This is a genomic window from Pseudomonas sp. FW305-3-2-15-C-LB1 (genome assembly GCF_058787615.1).
This window is the reverse complement of record NZ_JBYSZX010000001.1, coordinates 328391-349296: the sequence shown is the minus strand read 5'-3', so window position 1 is coordinate 349296 and position 20906 is coordinate 328391. Positions and strand designations below refer to the sequence as shown.

The 20906-nt window shown below is 60.5% G+C and carries 15 protein-coding genes; 13 read left to right on the top strand and 2 right to left on the bottom strand.

The window, feature by feature from the left end; genetic code table 11:
* Positions 1-18: 18 nt before the first annotated feature.
* On the bottom strand, positions 19-1413 hold the full coding sequence (locus tag AC3WP7_RS01670; RefSeq protein ID WP_005785025.1) for a PhoH family protein: 1395 nt from the start codon (positions 1411-1413) through the stop codon (positions 19-21).
* Positions 1414-1752: 339 nt separating this feature from the next.
* A complete protein-coding gene (locus AC3WP7_RS01665) occupies positions 1753-2877 on the bottom strand; it encodes a polysaccharide deacetylase family protein (protein ID WP_102591596.1) in 1125 nt (374 codons plus the stop codon).
* 119 nt (positions 2878-2996) lie between these two features.
* On the opposite strand from AC3WP7_RS01665, the gene yaaA reads away from it, so the two are divergent.
* The 13 genes from yaaA (at position 2997) to AC3WP7_RS01600 (ending at position 20879) form a co-directional block, all read left to right on the top strand.
* The gene (yaaA, locus tag AC3WP7_RS01660; RefSeq protein WP_071488571.1) at positions 2997-3776 is read left to right on the top strand and encodes a peroxide stress protein YaaA; all 780 of its coding nucleotides are present in this window, start codon (positions 2997-2999) and stop codon (positions 3774-3776) included.
* Between the two features lie 887 nt (positions 3777-4663).
* Positions 4664-5980: a nucleotide sugar dehydrogenase gene (locus tag AC3WP7_RS01655; RefSeq protein WP_071488570.1), complete on the top strand. Its 1317-nt coding sequence runs from the start codon at positions 4664-4666 to the stop codon at positions 5978-5980.
* A gap of 83 nt (positions 5981-6063) precedes the next feature.
* Positions 6064-7545: a mannuronan synthase gene (alg8, locus tag AC3WP7_RS01650; protein ID WP_162276396.1), complete on the top strand. Its 1482-nt coding sequence runs from the start codon at positions 6064-6066 to the stop codon at positions 7543-7545.
* Positions 7546-7583: 38 nt separating this feature from the next.
* Positions 7584-8750, top strand: coding sequence for an alginate biosynthesis protein Alg44 (locus AC3WP7_RS01645; protein WP_071488569.1), 1167 nt, complete (start codon positions 7584-7586; stop codon positions 8748-8750).
* 2 nt (positions 8751-8752) lie between these two features.
* Positions 8753-10147 carry an alginate biosynthesis TPR repeat lipoprotein AlgK gene (gene algK / locus AC3WP7_RS01640; protein WP_071488568.1) on the top strand — a complete coding sequence of 465 codons (1395 nt, stop codon included), beginning with the start codon at positions 8753-8755 and terminating at the stop codon, positions 10145-10147.
* Complete coding sequence (locus AC3WP7_RS01635) at positions 10144-11631, top strand: alginate export family protein (RefSeq protein ID WP_092240847.1); 1488 nt, start codon at positions 10144-10146, stop codon at positions 11629-11631. The genes algK and AC3WP7_RS01635 overlap by 4 nt, the downstream gene beginning before the upstream one ends.
* Positions 11631-13199: a mannuronan 5-epimerase AlgG gene (algG, locus tag AC3WP7_RS01630; RefSeq protein WP_071488566.1), complete on the top strand. Its 1569-nt coding sequence runs from the start codon at positions 11631-11633 to the stop codon at positions 13197-13199. The genes AC3WP7_RS01635 and algG overlap by 1 nt, the downstream gene beginning before the upstream one ends.
* A gap of 11 nt (positions 13200-13210) precedes the next feature.
* On the top strand, positions 13211-14659 hold the full coding sequence (locus AC3WP7_RS01625) for an alginate O-acetyltransferase (protein WP_102591655.1): 1449 nt from the start codon (positions 13211-13213) through the stop codon (positions 14657-14659).
* An 8-nt stretch (positions 14660-14667) separates the two neighbouring features.
* Complete coding sequence (locus AC3WP7_RS01620; protein WP_092240845.1) at positions 14668-15777, top strand: mannuronate-specific alginate lyase; 1110 nt, start codon at positions 14668-14670, stop codon at positions 15775-15777.
* Between the two features lie 157 nt (positions 15778-15934).
* On the top strand, positions 15935-17467 hold the full coding sequence (locus AC3WP7_RS01615; RefSeq protein ID WP_034118206.1) for an MBOAT family O-acyltransferase: 1533 nt from the start codon (positions 15935-15937) through the stop codon (positions 17465-17467).
* An 11-nt stretch (positions 17468-17478) separates the two neighbouring features.
* Positions 17479-18648, top strand: coding sequence for an alginate O-acetyltransferase (locus tag AC3WP7_RS01610; protein ID WP_071488564.1), 1170 nt, complete (start codon positions 17479-17481; stop codon positions 18646-18648).
* Between the two features lie 16 nt (positions 18649-18664).
* Positions 18665-19321 (top strand): alginate O-acetyltransferase AlgF, encoded by a 657-nt coding sequence (locus AC3WP7_RS01605; RefSeq protein WP_058422926.1) that lies wholly within the window; start codon positions 18665-18667, stop codon positions 19319-19321.
* A gap of 106 nt (positions 19322-19427) precedes the next feature.
* A complete protein-coding gene (locus AC3WP7_RS01600) occupies positions 19428-20879 on the top strand; it encodes a mannose-1-phosphate guanylyltransferase/mannose-6-phosphate isomerase (RefSeq protein WP_071488563.1) in 1452 nt (483 codons plus the stop codon).
* Positions 20880-20906: the final 27 nt, after the last annotated feature.

Below are 20906 nucleotides of genomic sequence, written 5' to 3'. Positions count from 1 at the left end.
TTTAGTCAGTGCCGAGGGTCAGAGATGGGATTCGGCGTATTCGGCCAGGATCGAACGTGGAACACCCTGCAGCGCAATGTGCACGCCGTTCGGGAAATCCTTGAAGCGTTCAGTCAGGTACGTCAGCCCGGAGCTGGTCGCGGACAGGTAAGGGGTGTCGATCTGTGCCAGGTTGCCCAGGCACACCACTTTGGAACCGGCGCCGGCACGGGTGATGATGGTTTTCATCTGGTGCGGCGTGAGGTTCTGGCATTCATCGATCAGGATCAGGCTCTGCTGGAAGCTGCGACCTCGGATGTAGTTGAGGGATTTGAACTGCAACGGCACTTTGCTGAGGATGTAGTCGACACTGCCATGGGTGTTTTCATCATCCATGTGCAAGGCCTCGAGGTTGTCGGTGATCGCCCCCAGCCACGGCTCCATTTTTTCCGCTTCGGTGCCGGGCAGGAAACCGATCTCCTGGTCCAGGCCCTGCACGCTGCGGGTGGCGATGATGCGGCGATAGCGTTTGGTCACCATGGTCTGCTCGATGGCGGCAGCCAGGGCGAGAATGGTTTTCCCCGAGCCTGCGGCGCCGGTCAGGTTGACCAGGTGGATGTCAGGATCGAGCAGCGCGTACAGCGCCAGGCTCTGGTAGATATCACGCGGTTTCAGGCCCCAGGCCTCCTGGTGCAACAGGGGTTCCTGATGCAGGTCGAGGATCAGCAACTTGTCGACCTGGATCTCTTTGATCCAGCCCACGAAGCCCTGTTCGTCGACGATGAACTCATTGATATGTACGGCCGGCAGGTTATCGATCAGCTGCACCTGGTGCCAGGTACGGCCATGGTCCTGACGGGTTTCGACCTTGCTGACGCGGTCCCAGAACGAGCCAGTCATCATGTGATAACCACGGGACAGCATCGACACGTCGTCGACCAGTTGGTCGGTACTGTAGTCCTCGGCCGCGATCCCACACGCTCGGGCCTTGAGGCGCATATTGATGTCTTTGGTCACCAGCACTACGCGCAGGTCCTTGTCACGGGCGTGCAGGTCGATCAATTGGTTGATGATTTTGTTGTCGTTCAGGTTTTCCGGCAGCAGGCTGTTGGGCTCGCTGCGCTTGCTCATCAGAATCGACAGCAAGCCCTTGGGTCCGCTTTTGCCACGCTGGATCGGCACGCCGACTTCGACATCTTCTGGCGAAGCTTCGCCCAATGTCTTGTCGATCAGGCGGATGGCCTGGCGGCATTCGGCGGCCACGCTGTGGTGCCCGCTTTTGAGTTTATCGAGCTCCTCAAGCACGATCATCGGGATGGCGACGTGGTGTTCTTCGAAGTTGAGCAGTGCGTTTGGATCGTGGATCAATACGTTGGTATCAAGCACATAAAGGATTGGCTGGTCGGAAGAAGGGTTACGTCCATGATCATCCATACTCGGTCACCTTTGTGGGAGCCAGTCGACGCAATACCTGGGCGGTGCTGCGCCTCGATTCGACCACCGACTGCACCTGAGTGACGTCAAGCGCAGTGCCCACATGAGGAGTCTTGGAAGACGCCACCTGTGTTGCAGGTTTCGGCGATCTGACTTCGTAATACCGCAAAACGTGTGACAGGAAAAAGCACTTTGACGCTTTTTTGAAGTTTATTTTTCAGGATGACGAATAGCACTAGCCGAGTGCCACTTACCCCGCTAAAGTCGGAAGTCCGCCTGCATCGAAATGTCGCACAAAATTACCCAAAAATCGCCCAAAACCCAACAGTTCCGGGCACTTCAGCGAAACGCCTCCCGGCAGTCCTGCCAACCCAGACCACTCTGCGCCGTCGCCTGCAACAGCATGGGCAAAGCGACCCGTGCCTTGTCCTGGGTGTCGTGGAACACAATCACGCCTTTGCGCCACAACAGCATCAAGGTCAGCACCCGTTGCGCCGACTCGTCGGCCTTGAGCTTGCCCGGTTCATCCTGGGAATCGATGTCCCACAACGCCACCTGCAAGCCTTGCGCCTGGAAGAAGCCTTGGCTGTCCGCGCGGCGCTGGCCATAGGGCGGACGGAACAGCGGCACGTAGTTTTCCGGCATCAGGTTTTGTGCCAGCGAAGCGCTGCGGGTAATCGAGCTCTGCCAGTCCACCCAATGGCTGTGGGAACGGTACTGCCAGCCCTGGGTGCCGACGCACTGGCCCTGGTACAGCGCCTGCACATCGGCAACCGAACTGCGCTCGACACGGGCCTGCAGGCTGCTGCCAAGGGTGAAGAAGGTCGCGCTCATCTTCTGCTTGCGCAAATAGTCGGCGAGCCAGTCGGTATTGCCGCTGACCGGCGCAGGGCCGCCGTCGAACGTCAGCAGGAACAGGCGGTCATTGAACTCGTCGCCATTGCGCTCATGGTCGCCGAAACGTGCGACTTCGCTGCTGATCTGCGGAAACAGCGCGGCCTTGCGCAGCAATTCATCCAGGTAGCGCTCATGGAAGGTATGGCTCGGAGCGGCCCAGCCTATATAGAAGGAGTCTTCGCTCACCTCTAACTTGCCGGCCTGCTCGCGCAGGTCGTCCATGTTCTCCACCAGATAGCAGAACGAGGCGTCTTCCGCGCAGCTCTGCTGGGCGAAGGTGTAGTTCTCCAGCAGGCGCTGCCAGAGCTGGCGGCGCAGGTCGTCGATGGCGGCCAGGTTGATGATCTTCAGGCCCAGGCGCTGCTTGAGCGCGGTTTCGTCCTGGTTCTCGCTGGCCAGCAGGCTGTGGGCGAACATGAGGATTTCGGCACGTGAAGCCACATCGAACAGTGCCGGGCTGCCGAGTTTTTCGGGCCAGGTGCCACGGTCAAGGCTGGCCACATCCACGGGTGCTGCCTGGGCATTCAGGCATAGCAGGCATGCCGACAATAAAAGCGCTATTCGCACACAGGGTCTCCCTCTCCAGAGTCACCGGCCATCATAGCGGATCCCGCCTATCGCCATCATAGGTGGAGTCAAAACGCCCCAGCCCCTAGAATCGCCTCACGTTTAAAGGAGACGACTTCATGCTGATGGTGATTTCCCCCGCCAAGACCCTCGATTTCGAGACCGCGCCGGCGACCCAGCGCTTTACCCAGCCGCAGTACCTGGACCACTCCCAGGAGCTGATCGAGCAACTGCGCACCCTCAGCCCGGCGCAAATCAGCGAATTGATGCACGTATCCGACAAGATCGGCGGCCTCAATGCCGCCCGCTTCGGCAGCTGGACCCCGGCATTCACTCAGGACAATGCCAAGCAGGCGCTGCTGGCCTTCAAGGGCGATGTTTACACCGGCCTGAATGCCGAGACCTTCAGCGATGCCGACTTCAGCTACGCCCAGGACCACCTGCGCATGCTCTCGGGCCTGTATGGCCTGCTGCGCCCCCTGGACCTGATGATGCCGTACCGCCTGGAGATGGGCACCAAGTTGCCCAATGCCCGTGGCAAGGACCTGTACGCCTTCTGGGGCACGCGTATCAGTGAATGGCTCAACCAAGCGTTGGCCGAACAAGGCGACGACGTGTTGCTCAACCTGGCCTCCAACGAATACTTCTCGGCGGTCAAGCGTACGGCCTTGAAGGCGCGGATCATCAACACCGAGTTCAAGGACCTGAAGAACGGCCAGTACAAGATCATCAGCTTCTACGCCAAGAAAGCCCGGGGGATGATGAGCCGCTTTGTGATCGAGGAACGCATCAACGACCCGGCGAAGCTCAAGCAGTTTGATGTGCAGGGCTATCGCTTCAACGCCGAGCAGTCCAAGCCGGATAACCTGGTGTTTTTGCGCGATCACGCACCAGAATAAAGCTCCCGAGAACACTGATGAACAAATGTGGGAGGGGGCTTGCCGCCGATGGCGATGGATCAGCCAGCTTATCTTTAGCTGACCCACCGCCTTCGGGGGCAAGCTCCTCCCACATTTTTAACCGCATTTTAATTCGCGAATCGTCATTTTTTTGACGTCAAAAAATATCCCGACGCATCTCTAACAATTCTTTCACTCGACATTCGTCGATTTTTTTCGTAGTGGCACCACTTTTTTCAAACACTAGTGGCACAAAACTATCCCCGCGCGCCAACTCCCTATAACTACTGGCTCAAATAGCAAGTGCTATCAATATACTACCAGTGCCATCTTTCCTAATATTTCAAGAAATTTCAGGAAACAGGATGAGCGGCCCGGAACTTCGTCTAAACGCACGGCTCATACCACCGGTAACGAAATTCTCTGCTTCTGTAAGAGATGACTTACATGACGACCCAAGGAAGTAGCAAAGTTGCCCCATCAACTTTGACTCACGGGTCATATCATCAACTGATATGAGTTGAGGGCGGCGATAAGGATTAATTGCTATCCCCTATAGGCCAAGGCAGCGCTTACCCAAATGTGTCAGTGACGACACCCAAGATGTTGATAAATAAGGGCCTAAAGCCCCCATCAGGATCTTGTGGCACTGGCGTCGGCACCTTTCCCCAGAAAGGCCGGCTGCATTTCAGGGCAAGCCCCAATAACAAGGCCAAGTTGCGCACAACTTGAGTGCAATTGTTAGTCACTCGCTAATTAACATGCCTGTACGCGGTAAGTTGGCGTCTATTCGCCTAACTTTCGCGGCATCAGTGACGCTTGCAAACATGAACTCCGCCATTAATTGGCATGATTAACACAGTCTTGAAGACAAAGAGGTAAATGCGATGCGCATCAGCATATTTGGTCTCGGTTACGTTGGCGCAGTCTGTGCCGGTTGCCTGTCTGCCCGTGGCCACGAAGTGGTCGGCGTAGACATCTCCAAGGATAAGATTGACCTGATCAATGCAGGCAAATCGCCCATCGTTGAGCCCGGTCTGGGCGAGCTGTTGAGCCAGGGTATCGAAACCGGCCGACTGCGCGGCACGACCAACTTCGCCGACGCCATCCGCGATACCGACCTGTCGATGATTTGTGTCGGCACGCCGAGCAAGAAAAACGGCGACCTGGAGCTCGATTACATCGAAGCCGTGTGCCGCGAGATCGGTTTTGTCCTGCGTGACAAAACCACCCGCCACACCGTGGTCGTGCGCAGCACCGTACTGCCGGGCACCGTGGCCAACGTGGTGATCCCGATCCTCGAAGACTGCTCCGGCAAAAAAGCCGGCGTCGACTTCGGTGTCGCGGTCAACCCGGAATTCCTGCGTGAATCCACCGCCATCGCCGACTACGACCAGCCACCGATGACGGTCATCGGCGAGTTCGACAAAGCCTCCGGCGATGTCCTGCAGTCGCTGTACGAAGAACTCGACGCACCGATCATCCGCAAGGACATCGCCGTTGCCGAAATGATCAAGTACACCTGCAACGTATGGCACGCCACCAAAGTGACGTTCGCCAACGAAATCGGCAACATCGCCAAGGCCGTCGGCGTCGACGGTCGCGAAGTGATGGAAGTGGTATGCCAGGACAAGACCCTCAACCTGTCCCAGTACTACATGCGCCCAGGCTTCGCCTTCGGTGGTTCGTGCCTGCCCAAAGACGTGCGTGCCCTGACCTACCGCGCCAGCTCCCTGGACGTGGAAGCGCCGCTGCTCAACTCGCTGATGCGCAGCAACGAGTCCCAGGTACAGAACGCCTTCGACATCGTCTCCAGCCACGACAAACGCAAAGTCGCCCTGCTGGGCCTGAGCTTCAAGGCCGGCACCGACGACCTGCGCGAAAGCCCGCTGGTTGAACTGGCCGAAATGCTGATCGGCAAGGGCTTCGACCTGAGCATCTACGACAGCAACGTCGAGTACGCCCGTGTCCACGGTGCAAACAAGGACTACATCGAAGGCAAGATCCCGCACGTGTCGTCCCTGCTCAACTCGGACTTCGACGATGTGATCAACAACTCCGACGTGATCATCCTGGGCAACCGTGATGAGAAGTTCCGTGCCCTGGCGCAGAACGCACCACACGGCAAGCAAGTGATCGACCTGGTGGGCTTCATGTCCAAGGCCACCTGTGCCACAGGCCGTACCGAAGGCATTTGCTGGTAACAGCAACGGCAAGTTCCGGGCTGCAAGCGTACCTATCCCCAGCGCTTGCAGCCGGGAGCCTTCTTCACCTTCGGATGACGCTTATGTCCAAGTTAAAACACGTACTGCTCCAATCCGCCGGCTGGCTGTTCTTTTTGAGCCTGCTGATGGGACTCGCCCTGCTCTTGCCGGCGAGTACGTTCGACTCCGAGTCGAAGAATTTTATTTTCCTGATTGGCGCCGTCGGCATCTGGCGCTACTCGATGGGTGCTACGCATTTCTTTCGCGGCATGCTGTTCCTGTACGTGGTCTACCCGCACCTGCGCCGCAAAGTGCGCAAGCTGGGCAAGGCCGCCGACCCGTCCCATGTGTTCCTGATGGTCACCAGTTTCCGTATCGACGCGCTGACCACCGCGCAGGTCTACAGCTCGGTGATCCGTGAAGCCATCGAATGTGGCTTCCCCACCACCGTGGTCTGCTCGCTGGTGGAAATGTCCGATGAGCTGCTGGTGAAGAGCCTGTGGGAACGCATGAATCCACCGGAGCACGTGAAGCTCGACTTCGTGCGCATCGCCGGCACCGGCAAACGCGACGGCCTGGCTTTCGGTTTCCGCGCCATCTCCCGCCACCTGCCGGACGACCGTGCCGTGGTTGCCGTGATCGATGGCGACACCGTGCTCGCCGAAGGCGTGGTTCGCAAGACCGTGCCGTGGTTCCAACTGTTCGGCAACGTCGGCGGCCTGACCACCAACGAGTTCTGCGAAGTGCGCGGCGGCTACATCATGAGCGAGTGGCACAAGCTGCGTTTCGCCCAGCGTCACATCAACATGTGCTCCATGGCCCTGTCCAAGCGCGTGCTGACCATGACCGGCCGCATGTCAGTGTTCCGTGCCAGCGTGGTCACCGACCCGGGCTTTATCGCCGACGTGGAAAGCGACTCGCTGCAACACTGGCGCCTGGGCCGCTTCAAGTTCCTCACCGGCGACGACAAGTCCAGCTGGTTCAGCCTGATGCGCCTGGGCTACGACACCTTCTACGTGCCGGATGCCGCGATCAACACCGTGGAACACCCGCCGGAAAAGAGCTTCATCAAGGCCAGCCGCAAGCTGATGTTCCGCTGGTACGGCAATAACCTGCGCCAGAATTCCCGTGCCCTGGGCCTGGGTGTGCGTCGGCTGGGCCTGTTCACGAGCATCGTGCTGTTCGACCAGCGCGTGTCGATGTGGACGTCCCTGCTCGGCCTGACCGTGGCGATCATCGCCACCTTCAAATACGGCGGCGCCTTCATCCTCGCGTACCTGCTGTGGATCGGCATCACTCGCCTGATTCTCACCCTGCTGCTGTCGTGCTCCGGCCACAAGATCGGCCCTGCGTACCCGGTGATTCTCTATTACAACCAGATCATGGGCGCGCTGGTGAAGATCTACGTGTTCTTCCGCCTCGATCAACAGTCCTGGACCCGCCAGGACACCAAACTGACCCGCGATTTGGCCAGCTTTCAACGTTGGTTCAACACCTGGTCGTCTCGGACCATGACCTTCTCCGCCGGCAGCATCTTCGTTGCCGTGTTGCTGATGATGGTCTGACCCTGCCAAGCCTGAATTAACTCTAGGAAATTGCCCTGATGAACAGCCAAGTAAATGCCAATGTTGTCCACGAATCCGAAGCCCAGCGCCAACATGCCCGCGTAAAAATCCCGGCCAAGCTGCGCTTCTTCAACACCGACCGCACCCAGACCGAAGCACGGGTGATCGACCTGTCCGCCGGCGGCCTGGCGTTCACCGCCACCCAGCCGTTGACCGTCGGCGAAGTGCACAAGGGCCGCCTGCAATTCGTCATCGATAACCTTGGCCTGGCCATGGACGTGGAACTGCAGATCCGCTCCTACGACCGCCAGACCGGCCGCACCGGGTGCCAGTTCCAGAACCTCGACGCCCAGGATATTTCCACCCTGCGCCATCTGATCACCTCGCACCTGTCCGGTGACATCGTGACCATGGGCGACGTGCTGGCGACCCTGCAACGTGACAACTTCACCAAGGCACGCAAGGTCAAGGACAGCGGCAGCAACATGAGCGCCGCCGGCCGCCTGCGCGCCGTGGTGTTCAGCGCGGGTATCTTCATCGTCGGCCTGGCGGCTTTCGGTTTCGTCTTCAAGTCGGTGTACGGCATGTACTTCGTCAGCCATGCCCAGGCCGGCCTGGTGAGCGTACCCGGCATGAACGTGACCATGCCACGCGACGGCACCGTGCAGAGCCTGCTCAAGGGTGACGCGGTCGCCGCCAAAGGGGCGCCACTGGCGACCTTCAGCACCAGCATGCTCGACGTGCTCAAGGGCCACCTGGACGAAGACCAACTGCAACCGGCCAAGGTTGAAGAGCTGTTCGGCAAGCAAATGACCGGCACCCTGACTTCGCCGTGCGATTGCGTGGTGGCGCAGCAACTGGTGGCTGACGGTCAGTACGCCAGCAAGGGCGACGTGATCTTCCAACTGGTCCCACGCGGCAGCCAGGCCAACGTGGAAGCACGCTTCACCTATCGCCAGTTCGCCGATGTGCGCCCAGGTACCCCGGTGAGCTTCCAGGTGGCCGACGAGGAGCAGATCCGCACCGGCACCATCGTCAGCAGCACCAGCCTGAACAGCGCCGACCTGTCCTCCGACATCCGCGTGCAGATCAAGCCGGACGCACCGCTGGACAGCACCTACGCCGGTCGCCCGGTGGAAGTCACCAGCGACCGTGGCCCATCGCTGAACTGGCTGATCGATAAAGCCATGGCTGCGGGTCTTTAATCATGAGCGCCCTTCGAAACCTGCCGGTGCCCCTGGCGCTGGCCATCGCCCTCGCCGGTTGCGCCGGCCTGCCCGACCAACGCCTGGCCAATGAAGCGCTCAAGCGTGGCGACACCGTCACCGCGCAGCAGAATTACCAGCAACTGGCAGACCTGGGCTACAGCGAGGCCCAGGTGGGCCTGGCTGACATCCAGGTAGGCACTCGCGATCCGGCGCAAATCAAACAGGCCGAGGCCACCTACCGTGCGGCAGCGGACACCTCGCCCCGCGCCCAGGCGCGCCTGGGTCGCCTGCTGGTGGCCAAGCCCGGCAGCACCGAAGCCGAACACCATGAAGCCGAAGGCCTGCTGAAAAAAGCCTTTGCCAATGGCGAAGGCAACACCCTGATTCCGCTGGCGATGCTGTACCTGCAATACCCGCACAGCTTCCCGAACGTGAATGCCCAGCGGCAGATCAGCCAATGGCAGGCCGCCGGTTACCCGGAAGCCGGCCTGGCCCAGGTGCTGCTGTATCGCACCCAGGACACCTACGACCAGCACTTGGATGACGTGGAGCGCATCTGCAAAGCCGCGCTGAACACCACCGACATTTGCTACGTCGAACTGGCCACGGTCTACCAGAAAAAAGCCGAGCCGGAAAAACAGGCCGAACTGCTCAAGCAAATGGAAGCCGGTTACAGCCGTGGCACCGTTACCGCACAGCGTGTCGACAGCGTGGCGCGTGTGCTGGGTGACGCCACCCTCGGCCAGCCGGACGAAAAAACCGCCCAGGCCCTGCTGGAAAAAATCGCCCCCGGCTACCCGGCTTCCTGGGTCAGCCTGGCGCAACTGCTCTATGACTTCCCGGAACTCGGTGACGTCGACCAGATGATGAAGTACCTGGACAACGGCCGCGCCGCCGACCAGCCGCGCGCCGAACTGTTGCTGGGCAAGCTCTACTACGAAGGCAAGTGGGTGCCGGCGGATGCCAAGGCAGCCGAAGCGCACTTCGAAAAAGCCGTGGGCAAGGAAGTGGCCGCCGATTACTACCTCGGCCAGATCTATCGCCGTGGCTACCTGGGCAAGGTCTACCCGCAAAAAGCCCTCGACCACTTGCTGACCGCTGCGCGCAACGGCCAGAACAGTGCCGACTTCGCCATCGCCCAGTTGTTTTCCCAAGGCAAGGGCACCAAGCCCGACCCATTGAACGCCTATGTCTTCAGCCAATTGGCCAAAGCCCAGGACACCCCGGAAGCCAATGACCTGGCCGCCCAGCTTGAAGCGCCCTTGACGCCTGAACAACGCGCCCAGGGCCAACGCCTGGTGCAACAGGAACTGGCCGCCCGCGGCACCCTGGCCCAGAGCACGTTGCAACTGCACGCCCTGGATGAAGAAGACGACGGCGAGGAATCCCTATGAAGCTCAACCCATTCGTCAAGGCCGGCATCGGCCTGACCTTCGCCCTGCTGTGGTCGTGCCCGACCCTGGCCGCGCTGACCGAAGCCAAGAACTTCGGCCTGGAAGTCAAAGCCACCGCGCAGTCCGAAGATGACCGCGACCTCGGCACGCAAAAAGGCGGCGACGTCAACGGTATCGGCCTTGACCTGCGCCCGTGGATCTACGGCGAAAGCGGCGCGTGGAGCGCCTATGCCATGGGCCAGGCGGTGGCGTCCAGCGACATCATCGAGACCGACACGCTGCAACAGTCGGCCGATGACGCGAACCAGCAAACCACCAACAACGACCGCAAGGCCAAGAAAAACTACCTGGCCATGCGCGAGTTCTGGGTCGGCTACAGCGGCTTCACGCCCTACCCTGGCGAGATCCTCAAGCTGGGTCGCCAACGCCTGCGCAATGACGACGGCCAATGGCGCGACACCAACATCGAAGCGCTGAACTGGACTTTCGACACGACCCTGCTCAAGGCCAATGTCGGCGTCGCCGAACGTTTCAGCGAATACCGCACCGACCTCAAGGAACTGTCGCCCAAGGACAAGGACCGTCAGCACCTCTACGCCGACGCCGCCTACCAGTGGACGCCCGGTCAGTGGATCGGCCTGCGCGGTCACCACACCCATGACAACGGCAAGCTGGACTACCCGGAACCGGGCGTGCCCACCGACTCGTTGGACAAGCGTGAAAACGGCGACCTGACCTGGCTCGGCATCGAAGCCAACAGCGACGCCTACAACTGGCGCAATACCAACACCGTCAACTACTGGGCCAGCATCACCGGTATGCGCGGCGACCGTGACTCGGTCAATGCCCTGAATGCCGACGGCACCCGCCCGACCAACGCCAAGCGCAGCGACGACGTGAGCGGCTGGGCCACCGACCTCGGTGTGCGCCTGCGCCTTGACCCGCAGTGGCAAGTGGGCGCGGCCTACTCCCGCGCCAGCGCCGAGTACGAGCAGAACGGCCTGCAAAGCAACCGTTCGAACTGGACCGGCACCCAGTCCCGCGTGCACCGCTTCGGTGAAGCCTTCCGTGGCGAAATGAACAACATGCAGGCCATGAGCCTGTTCGGTTCCTGGCAGCTGCGCGAGGACTACGACGCCAGCCTGGTGTACCACAAGTTCTGGCGTGTCGACGGCAACAAGCCGGTGGGCAGCAACGGTATCGATGCGGTGCAGAACAACACCGACGACGTCACCGGCGCGATCCTGTCCAGTACTTCCCTGCCTCTTGAAGATGGCAAGAAAGACCTGGGCCAGGAGATGGACCTGGTGGTCACTAAGTACTTCAAGACCGGCCTGTTGCCGGCTGCGCTCAGCCAGTCGATCGATGAGCCGTCAGCGCTGGTGCGTTTGCGTGCCGGCGTGTTCAAACCGGGCGATGCCTATGGCAGCAACGTCGACTCGTACATGCATCGCGCGTTTGTCGACGTGATCTGGAAATTCTGATGGGAGCCCGCCCAATGAATGCTCAAAGCCTACTCGTCGCGGCAATGCTGTTGGCCAGCGCCACAGCGTTTGCCGATACGGCGGCCAAGGCGCCGACCATCGCCAAGGAACTGCAGCAGGCCAAGACCTACACCATCTCCAGCCCGCCTACCGCGCCGCTGGAAATGGCCAAGCCGGCCCTGCCGGACCTGTCGGGCTACACCGCCGCGGCGATGGAAAAAAAGATCGTAAGAACCAAGCCGGGCAAGATCAGCATCCGCCGCATGATGCAGGAAGACGCGCTCAAGGACTTCATCGGCGGTGACAACAAGATGGCCGAATGGGTGGTGCGCCAGCACGGTATTCCCCAGGCGATCTTTGTCGACGACGGCTACATGAACCTCAAGGACCTGCTGGGCAAGGTGCCCAAGCAGTACCTGAGCGAGACCTCGCCGGGTGTGTTCCTGGCCAAGTTGCCGATCGTGGTCGGGCGCAAGGGCATCCTGGAAATCGACAAGAAGACCCAGGAGCTGCGCCTGTCCCAGGAAGGCGGTTCGTTCCTGATCAACGACGGCCAGCTGTTTGTGCATGACACCAAGGTCACCGGCTGGAGCGAAAAGGCCAACGGCCCGGCGCTGTTCAAGTCGCCCAAGGAATTCCGCCCGTTCCTGCTGGCCTGGGGCGGTACCGAAACCTACATTTCCAACACCAAGATGGCCAGTTTCGGCTACGCCAACAGTAAGTCGTACGGGGTGAGTATTTCCCAGTACACGCCGAACATGGCCAAGGTGCTCAAGCGTCCGGAGCCGACCGGCTGGATCATCGATTCCGAGTTCTCGGACATGTGGTACGGCTTCTACTGCTACGAGACCACGGGCTTCGTGATCAAGGGTAATACCTACAAAGACAACATCGTCTACGGCATTGACCCCCACGACCGTTCCCACGGCCTGATCATCGCGGACAACACCGTCTACGGCACCAAGAAGAAGCACGGCATCATCATTTCCCGTGAAGTGAACGACAGCTTCATCTTCAACAACCGCAGCTACGACAACAAGCTCTCGGGCCTGGTGATCGACCGTAACAGCGTGAACAACCTGATCGCCGACAACGAGATCTACCGCAACCACACCGACGGCATCACCCTCTATGAGAGCGGCGACAACCTGCTGTGGGGCAACAAGGTGATCAGCAACCGCCGCCACGGCATCCGCGTGCGCAACAGTGTGAACATCAAGCTCTACGAAAACACCGCGATGGCCAACGGCCTGACCGGTGTGTACGGCCACATCAAGGATTTGACCGACACCGACCGCGACATCGCCCTCGACCCGTTCGACGCCAAGGTCTCGCTGATCGTGGTGGGCGGTGAACTGGCGGGTAACGGCAGCGGGCCGCTGTCCATCGACTCGCCGTTGAGTATCGAGCTGTACCGCGTATCGATGCTGGCACCGACCAAATCCAGCGGCATCAGCTTCTCCGGCGTGCTTGGCGATCGCCAGGAAGAGATTCTCGACCTGCTGGTGCGCCAGCAGAAAGCCGTGCTGATCGACCCTGTCGAACGCCAGACCGAAATGCAGGACTGAGGATGACCCTTATGCACCCACACATGATCAAACTGCTGAGCCTCTCGGGTCTGACCCTCGGCCTGCTCGCGGCCAGCCAGGGCGTACGCGCCGACGACGTCAAGGCGCCGACCTTCACCGCCGAGCCATGCTGCAGCCTGTGCCCGGCCGCCCACGATGCGCGCAACTACACCACGCGCTATCAGCAGAACTTCACCACCCTGGTGCAAGCCCAGGGCGACTGGTTGTTCCGCACCCAGGAAGACCTGCGTACCGAATTCGACACCACCCCGTCCGGCTACAAGCGCATGCAACAGCTGCACGACGCGTTCAAGGCCAAGGGCGTGGAACTGGTGGTGGTCTACCAGCCGACCCGTGGGCTGGTGAACCGCAACAAGCTCAACCCGGAAGAGAAAGCCAAGTTCGACTTCGACAAGGCCCTGGGCAACTACAAGACCATGCTCGGCCGTTTCGCCAAGATGGGCTACGTGGTGCCGGATCTGTCGCCGCTGACCAACGAGCAACTGCCGGATGAGCTGCCGGCCCACGATTTCTACTTCCGTGGCGACCAGCACTGGACCCCGTACGGCGCCCAGCGCACCGCAAAAATCGTCGGTGCCAAAGTGCGTGCGATGCCCGAGTTCGCGGATATTCCCAAGCGTGAATTCGAAACCAAGCGCTCCGGGCGCATGGGCAAGACCGGCACCCTGCACAACATGGCCGGGCAACTGTGCGGCACCAGCTACGCGATCCAGTACATGGACCAGTTCACCACCGAGCCCAAGGGCGAAGCGGGCGACGGCGATCTGTTCGGCGATTCGGGCAACCCGCAGATCACCCTGGTGGGCACCAGCCACAGCGGCAAGAACTACAACTTCGCCGGCTTCCTGGAACAGGAAATCGGTGCCGACATCCTCAACGTCGCCTTCCCCGGCGGCGGTCTGGAAGGGTCGATGATCCAGTACCTGGGCAGCGATGAATTCCAGAAGACCCCGCCGAAAATCCTCATCTGGGAGTTCTCGCCGCTGTATCGCCTGGACCAGGAGACCATCTACCGCCAGATGATGGCCCTGCTCGACAACGGCTGCGAAGGCAAGACCGCGCAGATGACCGCGAGCACCACCTTGAAACCCGGCAAGAACGAATTGCTGGTGAACAGTTCGAACAAAGACCTGCGTAATGCCAATCACCAGGTCGATATCCGCTTCGCCGATCCGTCGGTGAAAACCCTGCAAGCCACCCTCTGGTACATGAACGGGCGCCACGAGGACATCAAGATCGAGAAACCCGAGACATCCGATACAGACGGGCGTTTCGCCTTTGAACTGCGCACCGATGAAGACTGGGCCTCGCAGAACCTGCTGGCCGTGGAAGTGCAGGGTCCCGAAGCGGGCGCTGCTGCGCAGAAGGTCGAAGCGAAAATTTGCACACGCAACGTATTCCCGGCCGGTGGTCAACAGACCGCTTCAACTGGGAAATGAGGTTACCTATGCAGAAGTTACTGATCCCTACGCTGCTGGGCCTGGCGATGTTCGCAGGCTCCGTCAACGCCGCCGCACCGCTGCGTCCGCCACAAGGCTATTTCGCACCGATTGAAGCGTTCAAGACCGGCGACTTCAAGGAAAACTGCGACACCATGCCGGCGCCCTACACCGGGCCGCTGCAGTTTCGCAGCAAGTACGAAGGCTCGGACAAGGCACGTTCTACCCTGAACGTGCAGTCGGAAAAAGCCTTCCGCGACAGCACCGCCGACATCACCAAGCTGGAAAAAGACACCAGCAAACGCGTGATGCAGTTCATGCGTGATGGCCGCCCCGAGCAGCTCGAATGCACCCTGAACTGGCTGGTGTCGTGGGCCAAGGCCGATGCATTGATGTCCAAGGACTTCAACCATACCGGCAAGTCCATGCGCAAGTGGGCGCTGGGCAGCATGGCCTCGGCCTATGTGCGCCTGAAGTTCTCCGACTCGCACCCGTTGGCCAATCACCAGCAGGAATCGCAACTGATCGAAGCCTGGTTCAACAAGCTCGCCGATCAAGTGGTCAGCGACTGGGACAACCTGCCCCTGGAAAAAACCAACAACCATTCCTACTGGGCCGCCTGGTCGGTGATGGCAACGTCCGTCGCCACCAACCGTCGCGATCTGTTTGATTGGGCGGTGAAGGAATACAAGGTCGGCGTGAACCAGGTCGACGACCAGGGCTTCCTGCCGAACGAATTGAAGCGTCAGCAACGCGCCCTGTCGTACCACAACTACGCTCTGCCGCCGCTGTCGATGATCGCCAGCTTTGCCCTGGTCAATGGCGTGGACCTGCGCCAGGAAAACAACGGCGCGCTCAAGCGCCTGGGCGACAAAGTGCTCGCCGGGGTCAAGGATCCCGAGATCTTCGAACAGAAGAACGGCAAGGAACAGGACATGAAGGACTTGAAGCAGGACATGAAATTCGCCTGGCTCGAACCCTTCTGCACCCTCTACACCTGCGCGCCGGATGTGCTCGAGCGCAAGCATGGGATGCAGCCGTTCAAGACCTTCCGCCTCGGGGGCGACCTGACCAAGGTCTATGACCCGACGCATGAGAAAGGCAACAAAGGTTCCTGACGAAACGCGGTAAAACATGTGGGAGGGGGCTTGCCCCCTCCCACAGTTCGAGTCGGTTTCGTCAGTTGGAATGTTGTACGGCCCGCCCCCGATTTTTCGTGGGGGGGTTTGGGGGGGCTCTGGCCCTTGACTGTTGGTTAAACATGGAGAGATCGGGATGGTTTTCTCGTCCAATGTGTTCCTGTTTCTGTTCTTGCCGATCTTTCTCGGCTTGTACTACTTGAGCGGGCAACGCTATCGCAACCTGCTGCTGCTGATTGCCAGCTACGTGTTCTACGCCTGGTGGCGAGTGGACTTCCTGGCGCTGTTCGCCGCCGTGACGCTGTGGAACTACTGGATCGGCCTGAAAGTCGGTGCCGCCGGTGTGCGCACCAAGCCGGCCCAGCGCTGGCTGCTGCTCGGCGTGGCGGTCGACCTGTGCATCCTCGGCTACTTCAAGTACGCCAACTTCGGCGTCGACAGCATCAACGTGATGATGAAGTCGGCGGGCCTTGAGCCGTTCATCCTGACGCACGTGCTGCTGCCGATCGGTATCTCGTTCTACATCTTCGAGTCGATCAGCTACATCATCGACGTGTACCGTGGCGATACCCCGGCGACCCGCAACCTGATCGACTTTGCGGCGTTCGTGGCGATCTTCCCGCACCTGATTGCCGGCCCGGTACTGCGCTTTCGCGACCTGGCCGACCAGTTCAACAACCGCACCCACACCCTCGACAAATTCTCCGAGGGCTGCACGCGGTTCATGCAGGGCTTCATCAAGAAGGTGTTCATTGCCGACACCCTGGCAGTCGTCGCCGACCACTGCTTCGCCCTGCAGAACCCCACCACCGGCGATGCCTGGCTCGGCGCGCTGGCCTACACCGCGCAGCTGTACTTCGACTTCTCCGGCTACAGCGACATGGCCATCGGCCTGGGCTTGATGATGGGCTTCCGCTTCATGGAAAACTTCAAGCAGCCGTACATCAGCCAGTCGATCACCGAGTTCTGGCGGCGCTGGCACATCAGCCTGTCCACCTGGCTGCGTGACTACCTGTACATCACCCTGGGTGGCAACCGTAAAGGCACGCTGACCACCTACCGCAACCTGTTCCTGACCATGCTGCTCGGTGGCCTGTGGCATGGTGCGAACATCACCTACATCGTATGGGGCGCGTGGCACGGCATGTGGCTGGCGATTGAAAAAGCCATCGGCCTCAACACCGCGCCACGCAGCTTCAACGTCGTGCGCTGGGCCTTCACCTTCCTGCTGGTGGTGATGGGCTGGGTGATCTTCCGCGCCGAAAACCTGCACGTCGCCGGCCGTATGTACGGTGCGATGTTCAGCTTTGGCGAGTGGTCGCTGTCGGAACTCAACCGCGCCAACCTCACCGGCCTGCAAGTGGCAACCCTGGTGGTGGCCTACGCAACCCTGGCGTTCTTCGGCCTGCGCGATTTCTACACCAATCGCCCTGCCGAGAAGACCAAGCCGGCCGACCCGAGCCTGATCAAGGCCGTGCCGGGCGACAACCCCGGCAGCATCCACGAGCCCGGCTTCACCGTGGGCCAGGATGCCGCTGTGCAACCGGCCTACTGGACCGCTGACTGGCCACGCTACGCCATGCGCGCTGCGGTGCTGCTGCTGTTCGTGGCGTCGATTCTCAAACTGTCGGCGCAGAGTTTCTCGCCGTTCCTTTACTTCCAATTCTGAGGGAGCCGACCATGACCCGTTCATTACGCGTCCTCTATATCGGCCTGTTCCTGGTGGTGTTGCTCGCCCTGGGCGCCTGGTCGCTGCGCAGCTTCTTCGGCTTCAGCACCAATGCCGACGCCACCGTGCTCAACGGTCGCTGGACCAAGGCGGTCGAGACCCACTACGACGACCAGTTCCCGATCAAGCGCCTGGGCACCAACCTGTGGGCGGCGCTGGACTACAAGCTGTTCAATGAAGGCCGTCCCGGCGTGGTGCTGGGCCGCGATCACTGGTTGTACAGCGACGAGGAGTTCAACCCCGCCGTCAACGAAGACCAGAACCTGGAAGGTAACTACGCGCTGGTCGAAGGCGTACGCCAGAAGCTCAAGGCCCAGGGCATCCAACTGGTGATGGCGATCGTGCCGGCCAAGGTGCGCCTATACCCGGAACACCTGGGTGAAGTGAAGCCGGCGAGCATCCACGCCAACCTGTACCAGGACTTCCACGCCCGTGTCGCCGCCGACAAGATCATCGCCCCGGACCTGCTCGGCCCGCTGCAACAGGCCAAGCTCGGCGGCAAGCAGGTGTTCCTGCGCACCGACACCCACTGGACCCCGGACGGCGCTGAAATCGCGGCCAAGCAATTGGCCAAGACCATTGCCGCCAAGACCCCACTGAGCGGCGAGCCCCAGCGTTTTGTCACCGAGGCCGAAAGCACCACACCGCACAAAGGCGACCTGCGTCTGTTCCTGCCGCTGGACCCGCTGTTCGAAAACCTGATGCCGCCGCAAGAGCCGCTGCAAAAACGCGTCACGCACCTGGCCGAAACCAAAGGTGACGACGCGCTGTTCAGCGACAGCGAAACCCCGGTGGCGCTGGTGGGCACCAGCTACAGCGCCAACCCCAACTGGAATTTCGTGGGCGCCCTCAAGCAAGCCCTGGGCAGCGACGTGGTCAGCTACGCCGAAGACGGCCACGGCCCGATCCTGCCGATGCTCAGCTACCTGAAAAGCGATGACTTCAAGAACAGCCCGCCCCAGGTGCTGATCTGGGAGTTTCCTGAACGTTATCTGCCCGTGAACAACGAAATCGGTGATGCCGACCCCGCGTGGGTTGCGCAGCTTAAACAAGCCGGTTCGCGCCAACAGAACATGGCCATCAACACTAAATCCGAGACGCCCGACCGGGCGCAAAACTGAAAGAGAGGTAACTCACATGACTTTCACTACAACTCCTCGTCGTCTCGCTAAAACCCTGGCCATCGCAGCCGGTTTGAGCTTCGTATCGATGTCCGCCTTCGCCGGTGGCGACGCTGCCCTGTACGGCCCTACCGCGCCAAAAGGCTCGAGCTTCGTGCGCATCTACAACGCCAGCAACCAGGAAGTCAGCGCTACCGTCGGCGCCACCAACCTGAGCGACGTGGCCCCACTGGCCAGCAGCGACTTCAGCTTCATGCCCGGCGGTGACTACAGCGCCAAGGTCGGCAGCCAGACCGTACCGGTCAAGCTCGCTCCGGACCACTACTACACCCTGGTAAACAGCGGCAGCGGCCAGCCACAACTGATCGAAGAACCGCCGTTCAAGAACAAGCAGAAATCCTTGGTGCGCGTGCAGAACCTCAGCGACAAGGCCCTGACCCTGAAAACCGCGGATGGCAAGACGGATGTGGTCAAGTCAGTGGCAGCCAAGGGCCGTGGCGAGCGTGAGATCAACCCGGTGAAAGTAAGCCTGGCGTTGTATGACGGTGACAAGAAAGTCGGCGATGTGAAGCCGGTTGCCTTGGAACGCGGTGAAGCGGCGGTGCTGTATGTGACGGGCTCCGGTTCGAGCCTCTCGCCAGTCTGGGTCAAGCGCCCAGTGTCGACCCGCTGAAGCATTTTTCCGGGTTGGTTGAGACCAACCCGGACCGAGACAAAAACAAGAGTGAAACGACAAACCTTCGTAGCTCTGACCCATATCGATTCAAGGAGAAACACCCATGATTCCAGTCATCCTTTCCGGTGGTAGCGGCTCACGTCTTTGGCCGCTTTCCCGTAAACAGTTCCCTAAACAGTTCCTGGCCCTGACCGGTGAACACACGCTGTTCCAGCAGACCCTGGAGCGCCTGGTGTTCGAAGGCATGGACACCCCGATCGTGGTCTGCAACAAGGACCACCGCTTTATCGTCAACGAACAACTGGCCGCCCGTAAGTTGGAAAGCCAACGCATCCTGATGGAGCCGTTCGGCCGCAACACCGCGCCGGCCGTGGCCCTCACCGCGATGATGCTGGTCAACGAAGGCCGTGACGAGCTGATGCTGGTGCTGCCCGCCGACCACGTGATCGACGACCAGAAAGCCCTGCAACGCGCCCTGGCCCTGGCCACCGTGGCCGCAGAGCGTGGCGAGATGGTGCTGTTTGGCGTGCCGGCCACCCGCCCGGAAACCGGTTATGGCTACATCAAGTCCACCAACGATTCGCTGCTGCCCGAAGGCGTGAGCCGCGTCGAGCAGTTCGTGGAAAAACCCAATGAAAAACGCGCCGTCGAGTTCGTCAAAAGCGGCGGTTACTTCTGGAACAGCGGCATGTTCCTGTTCCGCGCCAGCCGCTTCCTCGAAGAGCTGAAAAAGCACGACCCGGACATCTACGACACCTGCCTGCTGACCCTGGAACGCAGCGAACAGACCGCCGATACCGTGTCGTTCGACGAAGCCACCTTCGCCTGCTGCCCGGACAATTCCATCGACTACGCCGTGATGGAAAAAACCCAGCGCGCCTGTGTGGTGCCACTGAGTGCCGGTTGGAGCGACGTGGGCTGCTGGGCCTCGCTGTGGGCGGTCAACGACAAAGACGTCCACGGTAACGTCAGCAAAGGCGACGTGGTGATCCAGGACAGCCGCAACTGCATGATCCACGGCAACGGCAAACTGGTGTCGGTGATCGGCCTGGACAACATCGTAGTGGTGGAAACCAAGGACGCGATGATGATTGCCCACAAGGACAAGGTCCAGGGCGTGAAGCAGATGGTCAACACCCTCAACGACCAGGGCCGCAGCGAAACCCAGAACCACTGTGAAGTGTACCGTCCGTGGGGCTCCTACGATTCGGTGGACATGGGCGGCCGCTTCCAGGTCAAGCACATCTCGGTCAAGCCGGGCGCGTGCCTGTCGCTGCAAATGCACCACCATCGCGCCGAACACTGGATCGTGGTCAGCGGTACGGCCGAAGTGACCTGTGACGAGAACGTGTTCCTGCTCACCGAGAACCAGTCCACCTACATCCCGATCGCCTCGGTGCACCGCCTGCGCAACCCGGGCAAGATCCCGTTGGAGATCATCGAAGTGCAATCGGGCAGCTACCTGGGTGAAGACGATATCGAGCGCTTTGAAGATATCTACGGTCGCTCCACACCGGTAGAACGTGGCGTGTCGGTGAAAACTATCGCGCAGTAAAACAGTCGTACAAGAAGCCCTCGCCCA

What these genes read in the sequence shown, in the direction of transcription:
- AC3WP7_RS01670 (WP_005785025.1), bottom strand. Translation starts at nt 1,413, where the DNA reads ATGGATGATCATGGACGTAACCCTTCTTCCGACCAGCCAATCCTTTAT.
- yaaA (WP_071488571.1), top strand. Translation starts at nt 2,997, where the DNA reads ATGCTGATGGTGATTTCCCCCGCCAAGACCCTCGATTTCGAGACCGCG.
- AC3WP7_RS01655 (WP_071488570.1), top strand. Translation starts at nt 4,664, where the DNA reads ATGCGCATCAGCATATTTGGTCTCGGTTACGTTGGCGCAGTCTGTGCC.
- alg8 (WP_162276396.1), top strand. Translation starts at nt 6,064, where the DNA reads ATGTCCAAGTTAAAACACGTACTGCTCCAATCCGCCGGCTGGCTGTTC.
- AC3WP7_RS01645 (WP_071488569.1), top strand. Translation starts at nt 7,584, where the DNA reads ATGAACAGCCAAGTAAATGCCAATGTTGTCCACGAATCCGAAGCCCAG.
- algK (WP_071488568.1), top strand. Translation starts at nt 8,753, where the DNA reads ATGAGCGCCCTTCGAAACCTGCCGGTGCCCCTGGCGCTGGCCATCGCC.
- AC3WP7_RS01635 (WP_092240847.1), top strand. Translation starts at nt 10,144, where the DNA reads ATGAAGCTCAACCCATTCGTCAAGGCCGGCATCGGCCTGACCTTCGCC.
- algG (WP_071488566.1), top strand. Translation starts at nt 11,631, where the DNA reads ATGGGAGCCCGCCCAATGAATGCTCAAAGCCTACTCGTCGCGGCAATG.
- AC3WP7_RS01625 (WP_102591655.1), top strand. Translation starts at nt 13,211, where the DNA reads ATGCACCCACACATGATCAAACTGCTGAGCCTCTCGGGTCTGACCCTC.
- AC3WP7_RS01620 (WP_092240845.1), top strand. Translation starts at nt 14,668, where the DNA reads ATGCAGAAGTTACTGATCCCTACGCTGCTGGGCCTGGCGATGTTCGCA.
- AC3WP7_RS01615 (WP_034118206.1), top strand. Translation starts at nt 15,935, where the DNA reads ATGGTTTTCTCGTCCAATGTGTTCCTGTTTCTGTTCTTGCCGATCTTT.
- AC3WP7_RS01610 (WP_071488564.1), top strand. Translation starts at nt 17,479, where the DNA reads ATGACCCGTTCATTACGCGTCCTCTATATCGGCCTGTTCCTGGTGGTG.
- AC3WP7_RS01605 (WP_058422926.1), top strand. Translation starts at nt 18,665, where the DNA reads ATGACTTTCACTACAACTCCTCGTCGTCTCGCTAAAACCCTGGCCATC.
- AC3WP7_RS01600 (WP_071488563.1), top strand. Translation starts at nt 19,428, where the DNA reads ATGATTCCAGTCATCCTTTCCGGTGGTAGCGGCTCACGTCTTTGGCCG.